Origin of the sequence: Aeromonas sp., from assembly GCF_051657805.1 — a bacterium.
GTDB lineage: Bacteria > Pseudomonadota > Gammaproteobacteria > Enterobacterales > Aeromonadaceae > Aeromonas.
Map to the genome: position 1 here is coordinate 1 of NZ_JBOFLJ010000052.1, position 20,095 is coordinate 20,095.

At 62.0% G+C, this 20,095-nt stretch carries 21 protein-coding genes; 10 read left to right on the top strand and 11 right to left on the bottom strand.

Annotated elements, in window-relative coordinates:
- Window positions 1-27: 27 nt before the first annotated feature.
- The 3 genes from rpoZ to ACRCYW_RS15780 form a co-directional block, all read right to left on the bottom strand.
- The gene (gene rpoZ, locus ACRCYW_RS15770) at window positions 28-303 is read right to left on the bottom strand and encodes a DNA-directed RNA polymerase subunit omega (protein ID WP_005307060.1); all 276 of its coding nucleotides are present in this window, start codon (window positions 301-303) and stop codon (window positions 28-30) included.
- A gap of 79 nt (window positions 304-382) precedes the next feature.
- Complete coding sequence (gene gmk / locus ACRCYW_RS15775; protein ID WP_438550997.1) at window positions 383-1,009, bottom strand: guanylate kinase; 627 nt, start codon at window positions 1,007-1,009, stop codon at window positions 383-385.
- A 267-nt stretch (window positions 1,010-1,276) separates the two neighbouring features.
- On the bottom strand, window positions 1,277-2,359 hold the full coding sequence (locus tag ACRCYW_RS15780) for a glycosyltransferase family 9 protein (protein WP_438550998.1): 1,083 nt from the start codon (window positions 2,357-2,359) through the stop codon (window positions 1,277-1,279).
- Between the two features lie 148 nt (window positions 2,360-2,507).
- Here ACRCYW_RS15780 and ACRCYW_RS15785 point away from each other — a divergent pair, with 148 nt between their 5' ends.
- Window positions 2,508-3,221 (top strand): 3-deoxy-D-manno-octulosonic acid kinase, encoded by a 714-nt coding sequence (locus ACRCYW_RS15785; protein ID WP_438550999.1) that lies wholly within the window; start codon window positions 2,508-2,510, stop codon window positions 3,219-3,221.
- A 152-nt stretch (window positions 3,222-3,373) separates the two neighbouring features.
- On the top strand, window positions 3,374-4,237 hold the full coding sequence (locus ACRCYW_RS15790; protein WP_438551000.1) for a GGDEF domain-containing protein: 864 nt from the start codon (window positions 3,374-3,376) through the stop codon (window positions 4,235-4,237).
- A gap of 83 nt (window positions 4,238-4,320) precedes the next feature.
- Here ACRCYW_RS15790 and ACRCYW_RS15795 read toward each other — a convergent pair whose 3' ends face one another.
- A complete protein-coding gene (locus ACRCYW_RS15795; protein ID WP_438551001.1) occupies window positions 4,321-5,178 on the bottom strand; it encodes a carboxylate/amino acid/amine transporter in 858 nt (285 codons plus the stop codon).
- Window positions 5,179-5,220: 42 nt separating this feature from the next.
- Here ACRCYW_RS15795 and ACRCYW_RS15800 point away from each other — a divergent pair, with 42 nt between their 5' ends.
- Window positions 5,221-5,691, top strand: a complete 471-nt coding sequence (locus ACRCYW_RS15800; protein ID WP_438551021.1) for a DUF6314 family protein — start codon at window positions 5,221-5,223, stop codon at window positions 5,689-5,691.
- A gap of 176 nt (window positions 5,692-5,867) precedes the next feature.
- Here the strand turns inward: ACRCYW_RS15800 and ACRCYW_RS15805 are convergent, their stop codons facing one another.
- Window positions 5,868-6,029, bottom strand: a complete 162-nt coding sequence (locus ACRCYW_RS15805; protein ID WP_438551002.1) for a hypothetical protein — start codon at window positions 6,027-6,029, stop codon at window positions 5,868-5,870.
- Window positions 6,014-6,913: a DMT family transporter gene (locus ACRCYW_RS15810; protein ID WP_438551003.1), complete on the bottom strand. Its 900-nt coding sequence runs from the start codon at window positions 6,911-6,913 to the stop codon at window positions 6,014-6,016. The genes ACRCYW_RS15805 and ACRCYW_RS15810 overlap by 16 nt, the downstream gene beginning before the upstream one ends.
- Window positions 6,914-7,004: 91 nt before the next feature.
- On the opposite strand from ACRCYW_RS15810, the gene ACRCYW_RS15815 reads away from it, so the two are divergent.
- Window positions 7,005-7,964, top strand: coding sequence for a LysR family transcriptional regulator (locus tag ACRCYW_RS15815; protein ID WP_438551004.1), 960 nt, complete (start codon window positions 7,005-7,007; stop codon window positions 7,962-7,964).
- On the opposite strand, the gene trpS is transcribed toward ACRCYW_RS15815, so the two are convergent.
- Window positions 7,943-8,956 (bottom strand): tryptophan--tRNA ligase, encoded by a 1,014-nt coding sequence (gene trpS, locus ACRCYW_RS15820; RefSeq protein ID WP_438551005.1) that lies wholly within the window; start codon window positions 8,954-8,956, stop codon window positions 7,943-7,945. The genes ACRCYW_RS15815 and trpS overlap by 22 nt on opposite strands.
- Before the next feature lie 192 nt (window positions 8,957-9,148).
- A complete protein-coding gene (locus ACRCYW_RS15825; protein WP_033130880.1) occupies window positions 9,149-9,583 on the bottom strand; it encodes a universal stress protein in 435 nt (144 codons plus the stop codon).
- Window positions 9,584-9,961: 378 nt separating this feature from the next.
- Between ACRCYW_RS15825 and fabV the strand changes: the two genes are divergently transcribed.
- Window positions 9,962-11,149, top strand: coding sequence for an enoyl-ACP reductase FabV (fabV, locus tag ACRCYW_RS15830; protein ID WP_438551006.1), 1,188 nt, complete (start codon window positions 9,962-9,964; stop codon window positions 11,147-11,149).
- 122 nt (window positions 11,150-11,271) lie between these two features.
- Here the strand turns inward: fabV and ACRCYW_RS15835 are convergent, their stop codons facing one another.
- Window positions 11,272-13,056: a diguanylate cyclase domain-containing protein gene (locus ACRCYW_RS15835; RefSeq protein ID WP_438551022.1), complete on the bottom strand. Its 1,785-nt coding sequence runs from the start codon at window positions 13,054-13,056 to the stop codon at window positions 11,272-11,274.
- Between the two features lie 208 nt (window positions 13,057-13,264).
- Here ACRCYW_RS15835 and ftnA point away from each other — a divergent pair, with 208 nt between their 5' ends.
- Both ftnA and ACRCYW_RS15845 read left to right on the top strand, forming a co-directional pair.
- Window positions 13,265-13,789: a non-heme ferritin gene (ftnA, locus tag ACRCYW_RS15840; RefSeq protein ID WP_100861602.1), complete on the top strand. Its 525-nt coding sequence runs from the start codon at window positions 13,265-13,267 to the stop codon at window positions 13,787-13,789.
- Window positions 13,790-13,978: 189 nt separating this feature from the next.
- Complete coding sequence (locus ACRCYW_RS15845) at window positions 13,979-15,163, top strand: NAD(P)/FAD-dependent oxidoreductase (RefSeq protein ID WP_438551007.1); 1,185 nt, start codon at window positions 13,979-13,981, stop codon at window positions 15,161-15,163.
- A gap of 233 nt (window positions 15,164-15,396) precedes the next feature.
- Here ACRCYW_RS15845 and ACRCYW_RS15850 read toward each other — a convergent pair whose 3' ends face one another.
- Window positions 15,397-16,617 (bottom strand): MFS transporter, encoded by a 1,221-nt coding sequence (locus tag ACRCYW_RS15850; RefSeq protein ID WP_438551008.1) that lies wholly within the window; start codon window positions 16,615-16,617, stop codon window positions 15,397-15,399.
- 271 nt (window positions 16,618-16,888) lie between these two features.
- On the opposite strand from ACRCYW_RS15850, the gene leuE reads away from it, so the two are divergent.
- Window positions 16,889-17,527, top strand: coding sequence for a leucine efflux protein LeuE (leuE, locus tag ACRCYW_RS15855; protein WP_438551009.1), 639 nt, complete (start codon window positions 16,889-16,891; stop codon window positions 17,525-17,527).
- A gap of 287 nt (window positions 17,528-17,814) precedes the next feature.
- Here leuE and ACRCYW_RS15860 read toward each other — a convergent pair whose 3' ends face one another.
- A complete protein-coding gene (locus tag ACRCYW_RS15860) occupies window positions 17,815-18,711 on the bottom strand; it encodes a LysR family transcriptional regulator (RefSeq protein ID WP_438551010.1) in 897 nt (298 codons plus the stop codon).
- A gap of 137 nt (window positions 18,712-18,848) precedes the next feature.
- Between ACRCYW_RS15860 and ACRCYW_RS15865 the strand changes: the two genes are divergently transcribed.
- Together ACRCYW_RS15865 and ACRCYW_RS15870 are read left to right on the top strand one after the other, a co-directional pair.
- The gene (locus tag ACRCYW_RS15865; protein ID WP_438551011.1) at window positions 18,849-19,493 is read left to right on the top strand and encodes a hydrolase; all 645 of its coding nucleotides are present in this window, start codon (window positions 18,849-18,851) and stop codon (window positions 19,491-19,493) included.
- 49 nt (window positions 19,494-19,542) lie between these two features.
- Window positions 19,543-20,091, top strand: coding sequence for an antibiotic biosynthesis monooxygenase (locus tag ACRCYW_RS15870; RefSeq protein ID WP_438551012.1), 549 nt, complete (start codon window positions 19,543-19,545; stop codon window positions 20,089-20,091).
- The last annotated feature ends 4 nt before the right edge of the window (window positions 20,092-20,095 follow it).

Genomic DNA, 20,095 nt, shown 5'->3' on the forward strand with positions numbered 1-20,095 from the left:
CGGGCGGGTGCCGACCGGCAAGATGACTTAACCGCGACCTTCGGCGATGGCAGCAACGGCAGCCAGCTCGGCGGCTTCCTGCTCTTGTTGCTCGTAACGGTCCTGGGTGTCCATCACCTGGTTGTTCACCAGACCCAGTTCGATTTCGCGCAGGGCGATCACGGTCGGCTTGTCGTTCTCTTCGTCGACCAGGGGATCTTTACCTTGTACCGCGATTTGACGGGCGCGGCGCGCGGCGACCAGCACCAGGTCAAAACGGTTACCTACCTGTTTTACAGCATCTTCTACAGTAACGCGTGCCATGCAGGACTCCAGTGTTTGGGCTTTCTCGGTTTAAAAAAGCGGTGTTTAAAAATGACGCAAAAGTTTACTTGTTTTTGGCCTATTCTGCCAGTAGCTGTTGCAGCAAGTTTTGTTGGGCCTGCTGCTGCTGGTGCAATTCCAGCCGCTGGCACTCTATGATGGCTCTGAGCTGGAACAGCGCCTGCTCAAAGTCTTCGTTGATAATGACATAGTCATACTCGTCGTAGTGCACCATTTCGGCAATGGCTTTCTCCATCCGGCCCCGGATCACCTCGGCACTGTCCTGGCCGCGGCCGACGAGGCGGCGTTCCAGCTCTTCGCGGCTCGGGGGCAGGATGAAGATGGACTTGGTCGGCATCTGCTCGCGGATCTGGCGGGCACCCTGCCAGTCGATGTCGAGGAAGACATCGATGCCCTGAGACAGGCAGGCCTCGATGGCGGCGCGGGAGGTGCCATAGTAGTTGCCGAACACCTCGGCCCACTCCAGGAAGTCACCGCGTTCGATCAGCGCCTTGAACTCGTCCACCGCCACGAAGTGGTAGTGCACCCCGTGGGTTTCCCCCGGGCGGGTGGTGCGGGTGGTGTGGGAGACGGAGAGTTGCATCTTGCCTGCGTCGTTATGCTGGGTCAGCAAGGCATTGAGCAGGCTGGACTTACCCGCCCCGCTCGGGGAGGAGATGATATAGAGGGTGCCTTGTTGCGCCATGTCTGTACCTTTAAGCGTTGCCGTGTTTTGGTTGTAGCAGAGGCCGCCGTCTTGTGCCCGAGAGGGAGACAGTCGCTCGCAAAACGCGGAAAAGTTGGAGCCGGTAGGATGTAAAGGCGGCGAATTTTAGCAGATGGTGGCGGATAAAAAAACGGCCGGAATCATATTCCAGCCGATCAAAGTATTCGTAGCTTGCTGCGGGAGCGTTACCCACAAGGCGGGATTCTGCCTCGATCGGACAGGGACGGCCAGCAGGTTATCCCTGCCTCATTCCTCGGGATTTTCGAGTTTTTGCCCGTTCGGCAACCCATGGGCCGCGCAGATCCGATCGAAGGCTGCGATGACCCGATCGCTGCTTATCTTGCTCATGGCGTCCGGATACTTGAGGCGGGTGCGCCAGTCGAGCTCCGCCAGCGGCTTGCCGGTCTCCTGTTCGATCAGCTCCCGATAGACGCTGACCACGTGCTCCCGACACAGATAGGGGCCGGTGCGCTCCGGGTTGTGATGGGCGTAGAGACCGATGACAGGGGTGCCCACCAGGGTCGCCATGTGGGTGGGGCCGGTATCCGGGGCCAGCACCAGGCTGGCTTCCTTGATCAGTGCCAGCAGCTGCTTGAGGTTGGTCTGACCCACCAGATCCGCCGGCTTGCTCTGGCCGAGTCGCTGGATCTCTGCGGCCAGGTCCCGCTCCAATTTGGCGGGGCCGCCGCACAGATAGACCTGAAAACCCTTGGCCGTGGCGTGATCGGCGAGATCGGCATAGCCTTGCGCCGTCCAGTTCTTGAACGCCTTGCTGGCGGCGGCGCAGATGAGCAGGGTGGGCTTGCCGGCGATCTTCTCCCGGGCCCAGGCCAGATGCTCGGTGCTGATGGGGAGCTGCCAGTCCGGGGTCAGATCCCGAATGCCGAGCTCCCTGGCGAAGGCGAGGAAGCCGTCCAGCACATGGGGGGAGGCGGGAGAGGGCACCTTGTGGTTGGTGAACAGCCATTGGCCGTCGTTGGCCCGCGCCTTGTCGAAACCGAGCTTGACCTTGGCCCTGATGCCCAGGGTGGCGATGCTGGCACGCAGGGCGGCCTGCAGGTGGAGCAGGGCATCGAACCTGCGCCCCTTGAGGGTCTGCCACAGCTCACGATAGCCGCGCCACCCCTTGCTCTTGTTAAAGGCGATGACCTCCACCCCGGGCAGGTCGGCAAAAAGTGTCGCTTCGATCTTCCCGGTGATCCAGGTGATGCGGGTCTCTGGCCATTCCCGCTGGATGACGCGCACCAGCGCTAGCGCGTGGCAGCAGTCTCCGATGGCGGAGAGCCGCAGGATGCAGAGGGAAGAAGGTGGCGTTTGGAACAACGGCATGATGTGGCGCAAGGGTGGCAGAATGGATGGATGGCATTATGCAAACTCCCTTGTGGATTGTAAAATTGCGCCAACCCTGCCCGGCAGGCCCTCCTGCTGGAAGATCGCACCCATCACATTGCGCTCACTATCGACCGGAACCTTGATAATGTTGACACAGACAGTCCAGAACCAGATCTGTTGGTATGCCGAAGGGGTATTTCGCGACCCTTCTCCCGCCCTGTTCGATCCGGCCTGGTGGCAGACCCATCGGCAGGTAGTGGGTTCCTCCATCGGCCGTGGGGTGACCTGGTTCGTGAAGGATGAGTCGCGCCATCTGGTGCTGCGCCACTACTACCGTGGTGGCATGGTGGGCAAGGTGGTGCGGGATCGCTTCTGGTTCGAGGGGGTGGAGACCAGCAGGGCCATGGCCGAATTCAGTCTGCTGGCCACCTTGAGCGAGCAGGGGCTGCCGGTGCCGCGCCCGTTCGCGGCCCGCATGGCCAAGCAGGGCCCCTTCTACCGCGCCGACATCCTGATCGAGCGCATCCGCGGTGCCAAGGATCTGGTGGCCCTGCTCAAGCAGGGCAGCATTGCCTGCGAGGTATGGCACAGGGTGGGCAAGACCATCAGGCAGTTGCACGACGCCGGCGTCTATCATGCGGATCTCAACAGCCACAACCTGCTGCTCGACAAGGAGGGCAAGGTGTGGGTGATCGACTTCGACAAGGGGGCCATCCGCTCCCCCGGCAGCTGGCAGCAGGCCAATCTGGAGCGGCTGCTGCGCTCCTTCAACAAGGAGTCCCAGCTCCATACCAGCTTCCATTTCGTGCCTGAGAACTGGCAGGCGTTGATGGACGGCTACCAGGGAAAAGCGGGCTGACTCCCGATTGCATGCTGGCTCCCCTTTCGTGGCGGTAAGCTTGCAGGCGTTGATGGGCTGTGGTCAGGGAAAAGCAGGCTGAGCCTGTTGCTCGGCGCAAGGGCCAATGTTACTTATTGAGCAGATATTCAAATCCGGTGTTGAGGCAAGTGATGGAAAGGTATGAGACCCCCTGGGTAGAGGCCGTGATCCGGCTCGATGCGTCCCTGATGACGGAGGCGATGGCGATGCTGGAGGCCGGGATCTGGACCTGGTCGGCGGAGCAGGGGCTGAGACGGGATCCTTCCTGCCTGCAACTGCTGGGGCTGGACGGCAATGCCCTGGACGACCTCGGCTGGCTGGCGCGGGTGCATCCGGACGACGGCACTCGGCTGGCGGAAGCCATCCGGGCCTGTCAGGCGGGCCACAGCCAGGGGCTGCGCCTCGAATACCGCATCCTGCATCATCAGGGCCACTATGTGCGGCTGGAGGAGCGGGTGCGCCGCGACGCCGAGGGCGGGCTGCTGGGGGTGATACGCCATCTGGATGCGAGCCTGCCTCAGCATGGTGATCGCCACGACACGGATCCCCTCACCGGGCTGGAGAGCCGCAGTCACTTCGAGCTGCTGCTGGATGAGCGGCTCGCCAGCGAGAGCGGCAGCTTCTGCCTGCTGCAGTTCACCGTGGATCACCGCAGCAAGATACTGCAGCTGTTTGGCGAGGTGGCCTGTGACGCCATGATGGCGAAGCTGGCCCGCATAGTGCGCCACGAGCTGCGCCGGGAAGACCCCTTCGCCCGCTGGGATGAGGATGGCTTCATCCTGATGCTGTCCCAGACCGATCGCCTGAGCGGCCTGGAGATCGCCGAGCGTCTGCGCCTCGAGATTGCCGACGCCAGCCTGCTGCCGGAGCGGCCGGTGACCGTCAGCATCGGCCTGGTGCAGAGCCAGAATGCCGAGCAGATCGATCACCTGCTGGCCCGTCTGGCCTCCTGTCACGGTCAGGCCAAACGGGAGCACAACGCCGTCGTCGGCTGATTTTTAGTCAGCGCTCACTCACCGGCTGACACCTGTAGGACCAAAGAGGGCCTGCATCGGCAGGCCCCTGGGTCCCTTGAATGTCAGTTCGCACTGAGCTTGGGTTGGCGCTGGCAGATCCAGAGGGAGGCCAGCATCAGCACAGCCCCCAGGCTGAGCCTGAGCAGGTCGGTATCCTTGCCCCAGAGCACCAGGTTGACCAGCAAGCCGGCCGGGATCAGGGCGTTGTTCATGATGGCCAGCACGCCGCTGCTGACCAGGGTCGCCCCCTTGTTCCACAGGAAGTAACCGAGTCCGGATGCCCCCACCCCCAGCCAGAGCAAGATGCCCCACTGCAGGTTGCTGGTGGGGTATTGGGGTTGCCCCAGCAGCCACCAGGCGGGCAGGGCGATCACCAGGGCCCCCAGATAGAAGCAGCCGAATACGGCGAGCTGGGGCGGTTGCTCCTTCTCCCGCGCCAGCAGCACCTTGTAGCCGACCTGGCCGAGGGCAAAGCAGAGGTTGGCCCCCTGCACCACCAGGAATCCCATCACATAGCTCTCGGTCAGGCCGTCGAAACGGATGACGGCCGCCCCCAGCACCGCCAGCAGGGCCCCCCACAGATAGGTGGGCTTGAACCTGGACTCCAGCAGATCGTGGATCAGGGTCACGTAGATGGGGGTGAAGATGGTAAACACCAGCACTTCCGGCACCGTCAGCAGCAGGAAGGAGTGGTAATAGAACAGATACATGATGCCGAGCTGGATGGCGCCGAGGGCCATCAGCTTGGCCACCAGGTCGGGGCGCAGCCAGCGGCGACGGAGGAAGGGAAGGAACACCAGGCTGGCGAGGACGATGCGGGTCAGCACGGAGAAGTAGGCATCCACCTGGCCGGCGAGGTAGACCCCGATCAGGCTGAAGGAGAATGACCAGAGCAGGGTAACCCCTATCAAGTAGTTCATGTGATTGAAATGTCGTCAGTTGTCAATTTGGAGGGCGCTATGATGGCCGAGTTGGACGTCGCGATCCAGCGTTTATGGGACCTGTTGCCACAGATCGGAGCATTTGCCTTCGAGGCGAAGAACGGGGCGGGATCCGCCACCGACTGGAATGGTCGGGGCGAGGGGGAGGTGCTGGTGACCGATCACCGGGGAGGCTGGTTGTTTGCCGAGCAGGGCCGTTACACCACCCCCCATGGCCGGGTGCTTGCCATGCACAATCGCTTCTGGTGGCAGCGGGGGGAGTTGGGGATCAGCCTCTCCCATCTGCGCCATGAGGCCCCGGTGCTGTTGTTCGAGCTGTTGCCCCAACCGGACGGGCGCTGGCTCACCGCCGAGGCGCACCTGTGCGGTCAGGATCACTACAGCGCCGAGCTGACGCCAGCCGAGAACGGTTTTCTGCTCAGCTGGGAGATAACAGGTCCGCGCAAGAACGAGCGGCTAGAGTACCGCTATGGCTTGGTATCTAAACGCTAATCAGATCCGGTGGAAGCGAAGGCTTCCTCGCAAACATGGTGTTTGATGCGCGCCATGGCGGGCAGCCATAAAAAAACCGGCGCAGGGCGCCGGTTGAAGGGACAAATCGGAGGTTTTTTTAAAACGGTCCCAAAAAACAGAGAGACAGGCTCTCGTCACACATTCAGACGGAGTGCTCAGGCATTCAGGGCATAGCTCAGCATGGCCTGCAGCTTGCTGTCGAACAGCCAGGGCAGGGTCAGCATCAGCAGGCCGAGCAGCCCGGCCAGTCGGTGCTTGTATTGCCAGCCGGCGATCAGTACCAGACCGCCGCACAGGGTGGTCAGGATGCCTGACATAGGGCCGCCTCCCGCTGGGCGCGGCGCTGCTGGGCCCACTGGTTGAGGGCGACCGAGCCCAGGATCAGCGCCAGCGCCACGCCCGTGGTGGACTGGATCTGCTCGCCGAGGAAGAGGGCACCCAGCATGACGCCGAACAGGGGCACCAGGTAGTTGCTGAAGGAGGCGAAGGTCGGGCCCGCCTTCTGGATCAGCGCCATGTAGAGGAAGTAGACCAGACCGGTACAGAAGACCCCCAGCACTACCACGGCACTGATGGCCTGGCTGCTCGGCAGGGTGAGGGCGCCCAGATCGGTGACGAAGGGGGCGGCCAGTAGCAGCTGCACGGCGGAGGAGATCAGGATGTTGCGGGCCACCACCACGGGGTGGTCCTTGGCGAAGCGCTTGATCATCAGCAGGCCGATGGCGAAGCAGCTGGCACCGAACAGGATGGCGACGGCGCCGAGCAGGCCCGCATCCATGCCATTTGACAGCTTCGGCCAGAACAGCACCAGCACGCCGATGAAGCCGATGACCACGGAGAGCAGACCACCCTTGGTGATTTTTTCACCGGAAACCAACAGCGGTGCCATCAAGATGGTGACAAAGGGGATACAACCCATCACCACGGCGGCGATGGCACTGTCCACGTATTGCTGACCCCAGGCGACCATGATGAAGGGGATGGTGGCATCGAGCAGGGCGATCCACATATAGGTACGCCAGCGGGTGTGCTCGCTCTTGAGACGCATGAAGAGGCAGAGCAGACCCAGGGTCAGGCTGCCGCACAGGGCACGAATGGCGGCCACCATGATGGGGGGAAGTTCGGCCACGGCCTGATGCATGAAGATGAACTGGGAGCCCCACAACAGGCCTATCGCCAGCAACAACAGATAGCTACGCATTTTAATCTCCGATGTAATTCGCCCGCGCATTCTATGCAATCTGCTACTATGCCTAAAATGAATTGTCGTCATCCGACTATGGCCATTATCGATGGAACAACCCCTCTCCCGCCTCGACCTCAACCTGCTCACCGTGTTCGACATGCTGATGCAGGAGCGCAACGTCACCCGTGCCGCCGAGCGGCTGCACCTCTCCCAGTCCACCGTCAGCCACGCCCTCGGCCGGCTGCGCAGCGCGCTGGATGACCCTCTGTTCGTCATGAGCCGGCGGGAGATGATGCCCACGGATCGCGCCAAGGCGCTGGCCGGGCCGGTGCGCCAGGCGCTGGCCATGCTGGAGCAGGGCTTGCGACAGGCCAATGGTTTCGATCCCGCCAGCGCCCAGCGGGTGTTTCGCATCGCCACCCCGGGCTCGGTGGAGCACGGCCTGGTGCCGACCCTGGTGGAGCGCATGCACCAGCTGGCGCCGGCCTGCCGGCTGGAGGTGTGCGAGCTGGCGAACAGCGATTACGAACGGGAGCTGGAGAAGGGAGAGCTGGATCTGGTGATCGGGTTTGCCGATGCCAACCACCTCTCCCCCCGTTTGTGGCGCGAGGAGTGGTTCACCAATCCTCTGGTCTGCCTGTCACCCCTCGGCAGTGCCCTGCCGAACGTGCTGGGGCCGGGGGAACTGGTGAGCCGTCCCCACATCTACACCTCCAGCTGGGGTCACAGCCAGGCCATGGTGGAGCTCTGGCTGGCCCGCTTCGGGGTGGCGAGGGAGCTGGGGGCCAGGCTGCCGAGCTTCATGGCGGTGCCGCAGCTGATGGCGACCGGCCGCTACCTGGTGGTGGTGCCCGAGATGATAGGGCGTCACTTCTGCCGCTACTACCCGCTGCGGCTCCATCAGCTGGAGCCCGCCATCCCCATCGTCTACCTGATGGCGGGCCACCCCTTGAGCGCCCACGACGAGGCGATCCGCTGGTTCAAGAGCCTGCTGCACCTGCTCGCCTTCGAACGTTACGGCGACGCCGCGTTGGGCACGCCGGCTCAGCGCAACCCGGCGAAGTAATCCAGCCCCATGGCCCCCTTGACCTCGGCCAGTACCTCGTCGGTGAGGGCGCGGGCCTGCTGGGTGCCTAGATGCAATAGCGCCAGCAGCTGCCTCTTGTCGGCGATGGCCGCCTGGCGGCGTTCTCTCATGGGGGCGAGCAGGGTCTGCAGGCAGTCGTTCAGCACCTGCTTGCAGCGCATGTCGCCGAGGCCGCCGCGTTGGTAATGGGCCTTCATCTCCGCCACCAGGGCCTTGTCCGGGTGGAAGGCATCCAGATAGGCGAACACAGTATTGCCCTCCACCTGGCCCGGATCGCTCACCCTGAGGTGATTGGGGTCCGTATACATGGCGAAGACCGCCTGCTTGACCTCATCCGCCGACATGCCGAGCTCTATGGTGTTGCCGAGGGACTTGGACATCTTGGCCTTGCCGTCGATGCCTGGCAGGCGACCTGTGTCGCTCAGTATGGGCTGGCACTCGGTCAGCACCTCTTTGCCGACCAGGGTGTTGAAGCGGCGCACTATCTCGTTGGTCTGCTCCAGCATGGGCAGCTGATCCTCGCCGACCGGCACATGGGTGGCGCGAAACGCCGTGATGTCGGCGGCCTGGCTGACCGGGTAGACCAGGAAGCCGGCGGGCAGGCTGCGCTCGAACCCTTTTTGCTGGATCTCGGCCTTCACCGTGGGGTTGCGCTCCAGCCGGGCGACGCTGACCAGGTTCAGGTAGTAGCAGGTGAGCTCGGCGAGGGCGGGCAGGGCGCTCTGCAGGCAGAAGGTGGTCCTGGCGGGATCCAGGCCGGCGGCTAGGTAGTCGGCCATCACCTCCAGCACGTTGTCGGTCACCTTGGCCGGGTTGTGGCCGTTGTCGGTCAGGGCCTGCAGATCGGCGATCATCACGAACTGGCGGTAGTGGGACTGGGCTTCCACCCGTTGGCGCAAGGAGCCGACGTAGTGGCCTATGTGCAGTTTGCCGGTGGGTCTGTCGCCAGTCAGTATGATGGGGTTGTGCATGTCACTCTCTCCAGTTGGGGTGGGCCGGGAGGCGACAAAGGATGAAAACAATTGACCGCCTCTCGGCGGTCACGGTGTTTTCTGTCGTAAATTTCACATAGAAAAGCGGTGCCGCCTGTTTAAGAGCAGCACCACCAGTAGTTGTGATTGAAAGCGATCGTGTTCATGGTTAAACAAGCTACGCCCGTTTGATCACTTCTGCAAGGGGACGACCAGCAGATCGCAGGGCACTGTGTTCATCAGCTGGCGCGCGCTCGAGGTGAGCAGGCTCCAGAAGCTCTGGCGATGGCCGCACACCAGCAGGTCGATCTGGTAATCCTTGACCGCCTGGTTGACCCGCTCGCTGAGATCGCCGCAGATCACCAGCTTCTTCTCGATGGGGTAATCCACCGATGCCAGGAAGGCTTCCAGCTTTTCTTTCGCCTCGGCGATCACCTGATCCTGCACGTTGTCGATGTCGATATCGATCATCTCGGTGTAGAGATCCTTGAGGTCCACATCCACATGGATCACCGACAGCTTGGCGCCGTTGGAGCGGGCCCGGTCGACCGCCTTCTCGATCACCTTGCGGTTGTCTTCCGACAGGTCGATCGCGGCCAGTACGTGTTTGTAATAGGTACCATTCATGGGAGTTCTCCTCATCGATCCTGAGTCCACTATACCAATGTCTGCTGAAACTAAAACGACCCCGGTGTCACAATGTGGGGCATTGGTAGGGGAGTCCTGTGAAGCCAGCTTGCCGCCCAAGCCATGGGGTTGCATATAAATTAGCCAGAAACATGAAGCCGATCACGCCAGACTATTGTCGTGACAAGATCGGGGGAATAGGATGTGCCCGTGCTTCGCAATGAACACAAAACAACAAAAAGCATCTGAATACCGCTTTGGGGAGCCTAGTGCTCCCTCTTGTTTTTCTACCTTCCTTTCTCTGCTCCGACCCCCTTCATATCAAGGTAATCTGCTCCGTCATGGCTATGCTGTAGCCAGTTCACGCGGAGGTCGCTCATGATTATTCATCCTCAGATCCAGGGCTGTGTCGCCCGCAACTGTCACCCCATCGGCTGTCGCGCCGCGGTCGCCCGGCAGATCGCCAGCGTCAGGGCGACGGGCCATTTCAACGGCCCGAAGCGGGTACTGATCCTGGGAGCCTCGTCCGGTTTCGGGCTGGCATCCCGCATCGCCCTGACCTTCGGGGCCGGCGCCGACACCATAGGGGTCTCGTTCGAGCGTGGGCCGTCGGACAAGGGGCTCGGCAGTGCGGGCTGGTACAACAACATCTGGTTTCGCCAGGCGGCGGAGCAGGAGGGGCGCATCGCCGTCAACCTGATCGGTGACGCCTTCTCGGACGCCATGCGCCAGCAGGCCATCAAAGCGATTCGCCAGCAGTTGGGGCAGGTGGATCTGGTGATCTACTCCCTGGCGAGCGGTATCCGGGTGATGCCTGACGGCACCCAGGTGCGCTCCGTGCTCAAGACCACGGGCCAACCGTTCACCGGTTGGGGGCTGGATCTGGAACGGGATTCCCTGGTGCAGCAGACCCTGGCAGCCGCCAGCCCCGAGGAGATCCGCGATACCGTCACCGTGATGGGTGGTGAGGACTGGCAACTCTGGCTGCAGGCGCTACAGCAGGCGGATTGTCTGGCAAAGGGTGTGCAGACGGTGGCTTATTCCTATATAGGTCCGGAATCCACCTATCCCCTCTATCGGGATGGCACCATCGGCTACGCCAAGGAGCACCTGCACGCCACCGCCGAGACCATCAATCTGCAACTGGCCGAGCTGGGTGGCCACGCCTGGGTGTCGGTGTGCAAGGCGCTGGTGACCAAGGCGAGCGCCTACATCCCTGTGCTACCCGTGTACCTCGGCCTGCTGATGGGGGTGATGAAGGAGCGCGGGGTGCACGAGGGCTGCATCGAGCAGATGCGGCGGCTGTTCGCCGACAAGATGTATGGCCAGAAGGGGGTGGTGGCCGATGGCAATCGCCTGATCCGCATGGACGATCACGAGCTGGACCCGGCCATTCAGGCGGCGGTCTCCACCCTCTGGTCCAAGGTCACGCCGGACAACTTCCAGAGCCTGGGGGATTTCGCTGGCTTGAAGCGGGATTTCATGGAGCTCAACGGCTTCGACCTGCCGGAGGTGGACTACGGCGCGCCGGTCAATGTTGACGCCCTGACCGAGCTGGCGCCCTGACCCTCAGGCCACGCTGGGGACTGGCTCGGCTGGTGCGTCGGGAGTGCGCGCCGGTATGACCCGGTTGCTCCCCCATCTTGTCTGATACGGGGCCATGCGGGCCAGGCAGATAGCGAGGGCCCTCAGGCCACGCTGGGGACTGGCTTGGCTGGTGCGTCGGGAGATCGCGCCAGTATGGTCTGGTTGCGGCCTTGGCGTTTGGCCTGATACATGGCCATGTCGGCCCTGTGGATCAGCTGGCTCAGGCTGGCATCGGCGGAGGATCGCTCCGCCACTCCGATGCTGATGGTGATGGCGGGGGTTTGCAGCCGTTCGATCCGCAGCCGCAACTGCTCGGCCAGCTTCCAGCAGTGGGCTCCGTCCAGGGCCATGGCCACCAGAAACTCCTCACCCCCCCAGCGCCCTATCTGTTGCAGATCCGGGGCCCACTGCTTCAGCTCCTGTGCCAGTCGCTGGATGGCGAGATCCCCGGTCTGATGGCCGTGGCGGTCGTTGATCTGCTTGAAGTGATCGATGTCGATGATGAGCAGGGTCAGCGGCTGGTTCAGTTGCCACTGGTGCGCCAGCCGCTCCATCAAGGCGCGCCGGTTTGGCAGCCCGGTCAGCTGATCGAAGGTGGCGAGCTTGTAGAGGTGGCGCGAGTTGCGGTGCAGCCTGTGGGTGGTGAAACCGAGCAGGATCAGGGCTACCCCCAGCAGGAAGACCAGCATCAGCTGATAGTAACGGGCGCTCTGCTGATACAGCAGTTGCTGGCGTTTGCGATCGTTCTCCTGCTGCAGCGCGCGGTTGCTGGCCTCGCTTCGCGCCAGCTCCCGCTCGGCCTGGAAGGCGCTGGCGTGCTGACTCAGGGTCTGGTTGAAGTGCTGCTGGTAATCCCGCATGTACTCGGTCATGGCCCGGTAGGCTTCGGGGTAGCGCCCCAGATCCGCCAGCAGGCTGGCCTGCAGTGCCTTGCCCTCTATGGTGGTGCCATCGGTCTGGGACCTCAGCAACTGCAGTGCCAGCTGCTTCTCGCCGCGTCCCTGCAGGGTCCTGGCCCGTGTCTCGGTCAGGCGGGAGGCCGCCTGGGGGTAGCCGAGCCGCTGATAGATGGCCTGCGCCTCGTTCAGGCTCTGCCAGGCCGCTTCCCACTCTCCCAGCCCATTGAGGGCCATGGCCTGATAGCCGAGCACGATGGCGCGATAGTCCGGCGACAGTCCTGGGCGCCCGAGCAGGGCATCAAGCAACTGCCGCGCCTTTGCCGGCTGGTCCATGTCGATGTAGAGCCGCGCCATGTTGGCCTTGATGATGCTCTGGCTGTTGGGTTCATCCAGCCGCACAATCAACCGCAGGGCATCCTGATAATAGGTCTCTGACTCCTCATGGAGACGAAGGTCGGCATAGAGGTTGCCGAGTGTCATCAGCAGGCGGGCGCATTGCAGGCTGGAGAGAGCCGTCTCCGGGGCCTGCTGATAGAGGTGATAGGCGGTCTTGAGCTCGCCGATGGCCTCCTTGAGCTGACCGGTGCGATAGAGGGCGAGGCCGTTGAGGGAGTGCCACTGGGCGAGTTGATCCGGATGACCCATGAGCGCGGGCTGCAGCCGTGCCAGCAGCCTGAGGGCCTGACGGGGGGCTTCCGTCTCCAGGGTGAGGGCAATTTGCTGCAACCGGAAGTCCAGCAGCCGGGTGGTCTCCCTGTGGGCGGCGGCCAGAGTGCGGGCGCGGGCGTTGTCGATCAGGGCGTCGGGATGGCGTCCCAGCGCCGCCTTGGCCAGGGATCTGGCATGGAACAACTCCATCCCCTGGCGTGGCTCGGCGTCGAGGCGCTGCAAATAGCCGGCAGGGTCGCGCGCCGCCGCTAATTCCGTCTCGTCAAACAAGGGGGGAGCCGCCTGCAACCGGGTTATCCAGAGCAGCGCCAGTGCCATCACCAGTCTCATTGCATCTTCTTCCTGACCACTGGCGCCATCATAGAGGCTGAGTCCGGCTACACCATGCCTCTTTTCTTCTCTATACCCGTATGGGGGGAAAGATGAGAGGGTGGCCATCACAACTCGGGTTCGTATCACACACCCGGTGTTGATTCGTGGTAAAACAGTGGCGACAATCGGGAACCCATCACCCTGGAGAATCATCATGTTGGCCAAAGCCATGATCGAGAAGTTGAACGAGCAGATCAATCTGGAATTCTATTCATCCAATCTCTACCTGCAGATGAGCGCCTGGTGTGAGGACAAGGGCTTTGAAGGGGCGGCGAACTTCCTGCGCCAGCACGCGGTCGAGGAGCGCCAGCACATGGAGCGCCTGTTCACCTATGTGAGCGAGACCGGCGCCATGCCGGTGCTGGGGGCCATCGAGGCGCCTCCCCACGAGTTCAACTCCCTCGGCGACATCTTCCGCACCACCCTGGAGCACGAGTACCACATCACCAAGTGCATCAACGGCCTGGCCCACGTGGCCTTCACCACCCAGGACTACTCCACCTTCAACTTCCTGCAGTGGTACGTGGCCGAGCAGCACGAAGAAGAGAAGCTGTTCAAGAGCATCGTCGACCGCCTGTCTCTGGTGGGTGAAGATGGCAAGGGTCTCTACTTCATCGACAAGGAACTGGCCGAACTGGCCAAGGGCGCCCCGGCCAGCATCATGGACGGCAACGCCTGATAGTCGTGGACACTTAGTGTTCAGCCAGTACAATGACGGCCCTCTCGAGGGCCGTTGTTATTGGTGCAGGGGCGGCCTCGGTTTTTTGCCCATGATGACAGGGCTCTCGATGGAGGGGCCATGCCGCCTGGCATGACCGGGGGCCTTTTGCCGTCCCGGTTCGATGATTTTTTGATAAACAAGGTTGTGATGATGCAAGTGGATGTGGTGGTGATCGGGGCCGGTGCGGCCGGTTTGATGTGTGCGGCCCAGGCCGGTTACCGGGGGCGCTCCGTGTTGCTGCTGGACAACGCCAAGAAGCCGGGCCGCAAGATCCTGATCAGCGGCGGCGGCCGCTGCAACTTCACCAACCATCAGGCCGGCCCTCACGCCTTCCTCTCGGCCAACCCCCACTTCTGCAAGTCGGCGCTGGCGCGCTACACCCAGCAGGACTTCATCGATCTGGTGGACAGGCACGGGGTGAATTATCACGAGAAGACCCTGGGGCAGCTGTTCTGCGACGAGAGCGCGAAAGAGATCGTCGAGGCGCTGCTCACCGAGTGTGAATGGGCCGGGGTGACCCAGCAGTACCAGACCGAGGTGCTCGCCGTCAGCAAGCGGGACGACGGCTTCCTGCTCGACACCAGCAAGGGAGAGATCCGCTGCCACTCCCTGGTGGTGGCTACCGGTGGCCTCTCCATGCCCAAGCTCGGCGCCACCCCCTATGGCTTCAAGCTGGCGGAGCAGTTCGGCCTCCAGGTGCTGCCGACTCGCGCCGGCCTAGTGCCCTTCACCCTGCATCAGGCCGAGAAGGAGGCCTTCGCCGATCTGGCCGGGGTCAGCCTGCCGGTGGCGGTGACCGCGGAAGACGGCACCTGCTTCAAGGAGGCCATGCTGTTCACCCACCGCGGCCTCTCCGGCCCGGCCATCCTGCAAATATCCTCTTTCTGGCTGCCAGGGCAGAGGATTCATATCAACTTGCTGCCGGATCTGGATATTCCCGCGGCCATCAAGTGCTGGGCCGAGGCTCATCCGGCCCAGGAGCTGAGAACCGTGCTCGGTCGCGAGCTGCCCAAGCGCTTCGTCGACAAGCTGGTGGAGCTGGGTCAGCTCATCAACAAGCCGATGCGCCAGTACAACGAGCGGGAGCTTGCGGCCATCGCCAGCCTGCTGGGGGATTGGCCCATACTGCCGAACGGCACCGAGGGCTATCGCACCGCGGAGGTGACCCTGGGGGGCGTGGATACCAACGAGCTCTCTTCCAAGACCATGGAGGCGCGCAAGGTACTGGGCCTCTACTTCATCGGCGAGGTGGTGGACGTGACCGGCTGGCTCGGTGGCTACAACTTCCAGTGGGCCTGGTCCTCCGGCTGGGTCGCCGGCCAGTATTGCTGACGCGCCCTCTTGGCTGAGTCATCCAGATCAATCAGGCCGTCCCACAGGGCGGCCTGATTGATTCACGACGCTGCGGCTGGCACTGGCCGTCTGCACCGAGGGATTCAGGGGCGGCTTGCTCCCTGTACGCACGAGCCTTCGTTTTTTATCTCGCGGCTCGCAACTTCTCGCCTTATCCCACTGATTTCCCTGTTTTATCTGCTGTGGTGCGCCTTGGCATCCGCCATCGGTGGCTAACCCTTCTTCAGGGTCGGCAGAAACACGGTCAGCAGACCGATCAGCGGCAGGTAGGCACAGAGCTGGTACACGGTCTCTATGCTGGTGGCGTCTGCCAACTGGCCCAGCAGGGCCGCCCCTATGCCCCCCATGCCAAAGGCGAAGCCGAAGAACAGGCCTGATATGGTGCCGACCTTGCCGGGCACCAGCTCCTGGGCGTACACCAGGATGGCGGAGAAGGCCGACGCCAGGATCAGGCCGATGATGACCGAGAGGACCGAAGTCCAGAACAGGTCGACGTGGGGCAGCAGCAGGGTGAAGGGGGCGACCCCGAGGATGGAGATCCAGATCACCCGCTTGCGACCGATGCGGTCACCGAGCGGCCCGCCGAGCACTGTGCCCGCCGCGACGGCGAACAGGAAGGCGAACAGATAGAGCTGGGCGCTATCGAGGGGCAGGCTGAACTTGTCCATCAGGTAGAAGGTGTAATAGCTGCTCAGGCTGGTCATGTAGAAGAACTTGGAGAACATCAGCAGGCCGAGGATGGCCAGGGACCAGCCGATCTGGCTGCGGCTCAGGCCGTTGCCGACATGGGCCTTCATCCGCTTGCGGAAGCTGGCGCCATGATGGCTGGACCAGCGCCCGACGAAGCTGAGCACGACGACGCCGACCAGGGCGAACAGCGAGAACCAGGCCGCGCTGGCCTGGCCCTGCGGTACTATGATGAGCGCCGCGAGCAGCGGCCCTATGGCCGAGCCCAGGTTGCCCCCTATCTGGAACAGGGATTGGGCCAGGCCGGGCTGATTGCCGGCGGCCATGCGGGCGACCCGCGAGGATTCCGGGTGGAACACCGACGAGCCCATGCCGATCAGCATGGCCGACAGCAGCACGGCGCCAAAGCTGATGGCCTGGGAGAGCGACAGCAGGCCGAGCATCGTGAATCCCATGCCGAACGGCAAGGAATAGGGCATGGGTCTGCGGTCGGTGTAGAGGCCGATCAGCGGCTGCAGCAGGGATCCCGTGAACTGGTAGGTCAGGGTGATGAGACCTATCTGGGCGAACGACAGATTGAGACCGAGCTTGAGCAGGGGATAGATGGCCAGCAGCACGGACTGCATCATGTCGTTGAGCAGGTGCGAGAAGCTGATGGCGGCAATCACCGGGTACGTGGTGCCGTGCTGGGGGTCGGCTACCGGGGTCGCGGCGAGTGGGCTGTCGGTGCTGAGGCTCTTTTCCATGAGTGGGTATGTCTGTTGTTTTGGGGATCCCTCTACCATGCCTGATCCCGGCTCGTCTGGACACAGCAAAAATGCGTGGGATGCCCGTCGACGGGTAAAGAGAAGATGACGAATGGGCGAGCACCCGCAACCGCCATCCGGCAGATGACCGATCATCTCTCAGGGTTGCACCCTTGTGCTTTGCCGGTGGAGGCTTAGTATGGGACGGTCACATGTTCAGCTTCTGGGAAGGACCCCGGTTGACCGGATCCTTTCCCCATCGGGGGAGTATATGTTTGAAAGTCTTGGGGTTATCAATGTCTGGACCTATCTGGTCGGTCTCTTCTTCATCATCATAGCGCCTGGCCCCAACTCCCTCTATGTGCTGCGCACCGGGGCGACCCGTGGCATCAGCGCCGGTTACAAGGCCGCCCTCGGGGTCTTCGTCGGCGATGCCATCCTCATCTTCTGCGCCTATCTCGGCATCGCCTCCCTCATTCGCACCACGCCGCTGCTGTTCACCCTGGTGCGCTACCTGGGTGCCCTCTATCTGCTCTACCTGGGCATCAGGATATTGCACGCGAACTTCATCGCCAGAAAGGGGGAGCAAGAGGCCGAGGCACCGCTGGGGGAGAACTACTTTGGCAAGGCGCTGACCCTGAGCCTGACCAACCCCAAGGCGATCCTGTTCTACGTCTCCTTCTTCGTGCAGTTCATCGACTTCAACTATGCCCACACCTGGATCTCCTACCTGGTGCTGGCGGGCATGCTGGAGGCCATGAGCTTCGTCTACCTGACCCTGCTGATCTTCGGCGGCACCCTGATGGCCCGTTTCTTCCGCCGCAAGCAGGTGCTGGCACGCCTCGGCAACGGCTTGATCGGCTTCTTCTTCATGGGCTTCGCGGCCAGGCTCGCGACCCTGTCCCCCTGACGGGGTCATCCCGTCTGGAGGCCCCGCCGGGGCATTGAGGTTCGGTGAGTGGCACCACAGAAATGACTGCCCACGAGATAAAGGGGAGTGACTTGTTCCATCAATAACAGCAGCACCGCAGGGTGCCGCTGTTATTTAATATTGAAGTGCCATATTATATTGATGGACGTAATAAACGCCACAATGTAAAAATTTAATATTTGACTCACCCGTCCAAAATAACTTTTAAATATGTCTTGGAGGGAGTCAAACATTATTTAATACCGTCGTCGTAATTATCCTTATTACTAGCTGTAGACTTCTTCAAGTCTATCCAGTCGAGTGATTTCATCCAGCCACCATAAAACAAAGTCGGCTTTCTTTTCATTATTCCAGCCGATATAGGCCGTCTCGCGAATACAACGGCCATCGATGGCGTGACTTATCAGGCGCCCGGCGTTGACATGGGGGGTGGTCAAATAAGCAGGCAAATAACCGCAACCTATGCCGGCCAGCAATAACTGCTGCTTCGCCTCGAAGCTGTCGACCTTGATGGTGGCCTGATCCTTGTCGATCAGCAGATCGGTCTGGATATCCTGGCGGGAGTTGCCCACAGTGATGGCCCTGTGCTTCTTGATTTCCTTGGGGGAGAGGGGCAGGGGCACGGATGCCAAAGGATGGGTCGGCGCATGGACGAAGACATGGTCAAGGTGACCGAGGGCCCGATAGGCGAGGTGACTGACGGTGGGCGGCTTGCTGAGCGCACCCAGCACCAGATCGAAGCGGTTCTCTATCAGGCCGGTCCAGACCCCATCCAGTATTTCCCGCACGAACACCAGGCTGACATGGGGAAACTGGGCGTAGAACTTCTCCAGCAGCGGGGGCAGCAGGTGGAAGGGGAAGGCGATGTCGACTCCTATGGTCAGGGAGGCGTCGAAGTGTTTCAGATAATCGATCTGCTGTTCGATGATGCGGGCGGAATTCAATAGCTCGCGGCCTTTCTCCAGAATAATCAGGCCATTCTCGGTAAACGCCATCTTGTGACCGGAACGATCGAGCAGGGTCAATGAGAGATCATTTTCCAGTTTCTGTACCGTATAGCTCAATGCCGAAGGGGTTTTAAATAACTTTTCGGCTGCCGCCGTCAGGCTGCCATATTTCTCGATGGCTTCCAGCACCAATAGTGCATCCAGACTTAACTTCATCTTGCATGGCTCCGGCTGATATCAGAAACGACTTGTCACATTTTATCGAAGGAGATGTGAAAATATTTCTAATATCAATGAATGGATATCTCCCATAGTCTCTAACTCGTTCCTGAACTGCAAGCAAAGGTGAATATATGTCTATCCATGAACTGATCGATCCGCACAACTCGGTATTGATTTTCATCGACCATCAGCCGCAGATGGCCTTCGGGGTCGCCAACATCGACCGCCAGCAACTGAAGAACAACACGGTGGCGCTGGCCAAGGCCGGCAAGATCTTCAAGGTACCGACCATCTACACCTCGGTCGAGACCGAGAGTTTCAGCGGCTATATCTGGCCCGAGCTGCTGGCGGTGCACCCAGAGAACAAGCCTATCGAGCGCAGCTCCATGAACTCCTGGGAAGATGGTGCCTTCGTCGCCGCGGTCAAGGCCACCGGGCGCAAGAAGCTGATCATCTCCGCCCTGTGGACCGAGGTGTGCCTCACCTTCCCGGCCCTGATGGCGCTGGGGGAGGGCTATGAGGTCTATGTGGTGACCGATACCTCGGGCGGTACCAGCGTCGATGCCCACGAGCGCGCCATCGATCGCATGGTGCAGGCCGGCGCCGTGCCCGTGACCTGGCAGCAGGTGCTGCTCGAGTACCAGCGCGACTGGTCCCGCAAGGAGACCTATGACGCCGTCATGGATCTGGTGCGCGAGCACAGCGGTGCCTACGGCATGGGGGTGGATTACGCCTACACCATGGTGCACAAGGCTCCCCAGCGCGACCTCAAATAAACCCGCACAGACGGCACCCCAGGGTGCCGTCACTCCCCGAGGAGTCCCCATGGACACTGCCGTCACCCTGGTGATCCGCCATCGCGTCGCGCCGGCCGATCGCCCCCGCTACGAGGCCTGGCTCGCCCGTATCGTCCCCGCGGCCGCGGGCTTTGAGGGGCATCAGGGCGTCAATGTCATCAGGCCGGCGGGCGAGGAGGGGGCCTATACCATCTCCCTGCATTTTCGTGACCTCGACAGCCTCTATGGCTGGAGCCGCTCCCGTCGTCGCCAGCTGCTGGTGGACGAGATCCGGCCCCTGTTGCAGGGGGATGACCGGTTGGAGGTGAGGCAGGGCAGCGAGTTCTGGTTCACCCCGGCGCGGGGCGATACCTCCCAGCCACCGGCTTGGAAGCAGTTTCTGGTCACCCTGGCGGTGATCTTTCCCAGCACCCATCTGGTGCCCTGGGTATGGTATCAACTGTTGCCCTCTTTGGACGGCACCCCGCTTGGACACCTGTTGACCGACGCCACCGTCGTCGCCCTGGTGGTCTATTTTTGGATGCCAATGATCACCCGCTGGCTTGCCGGCTGGTTGGCCCCTGCCAACCAAGATTGAGAGA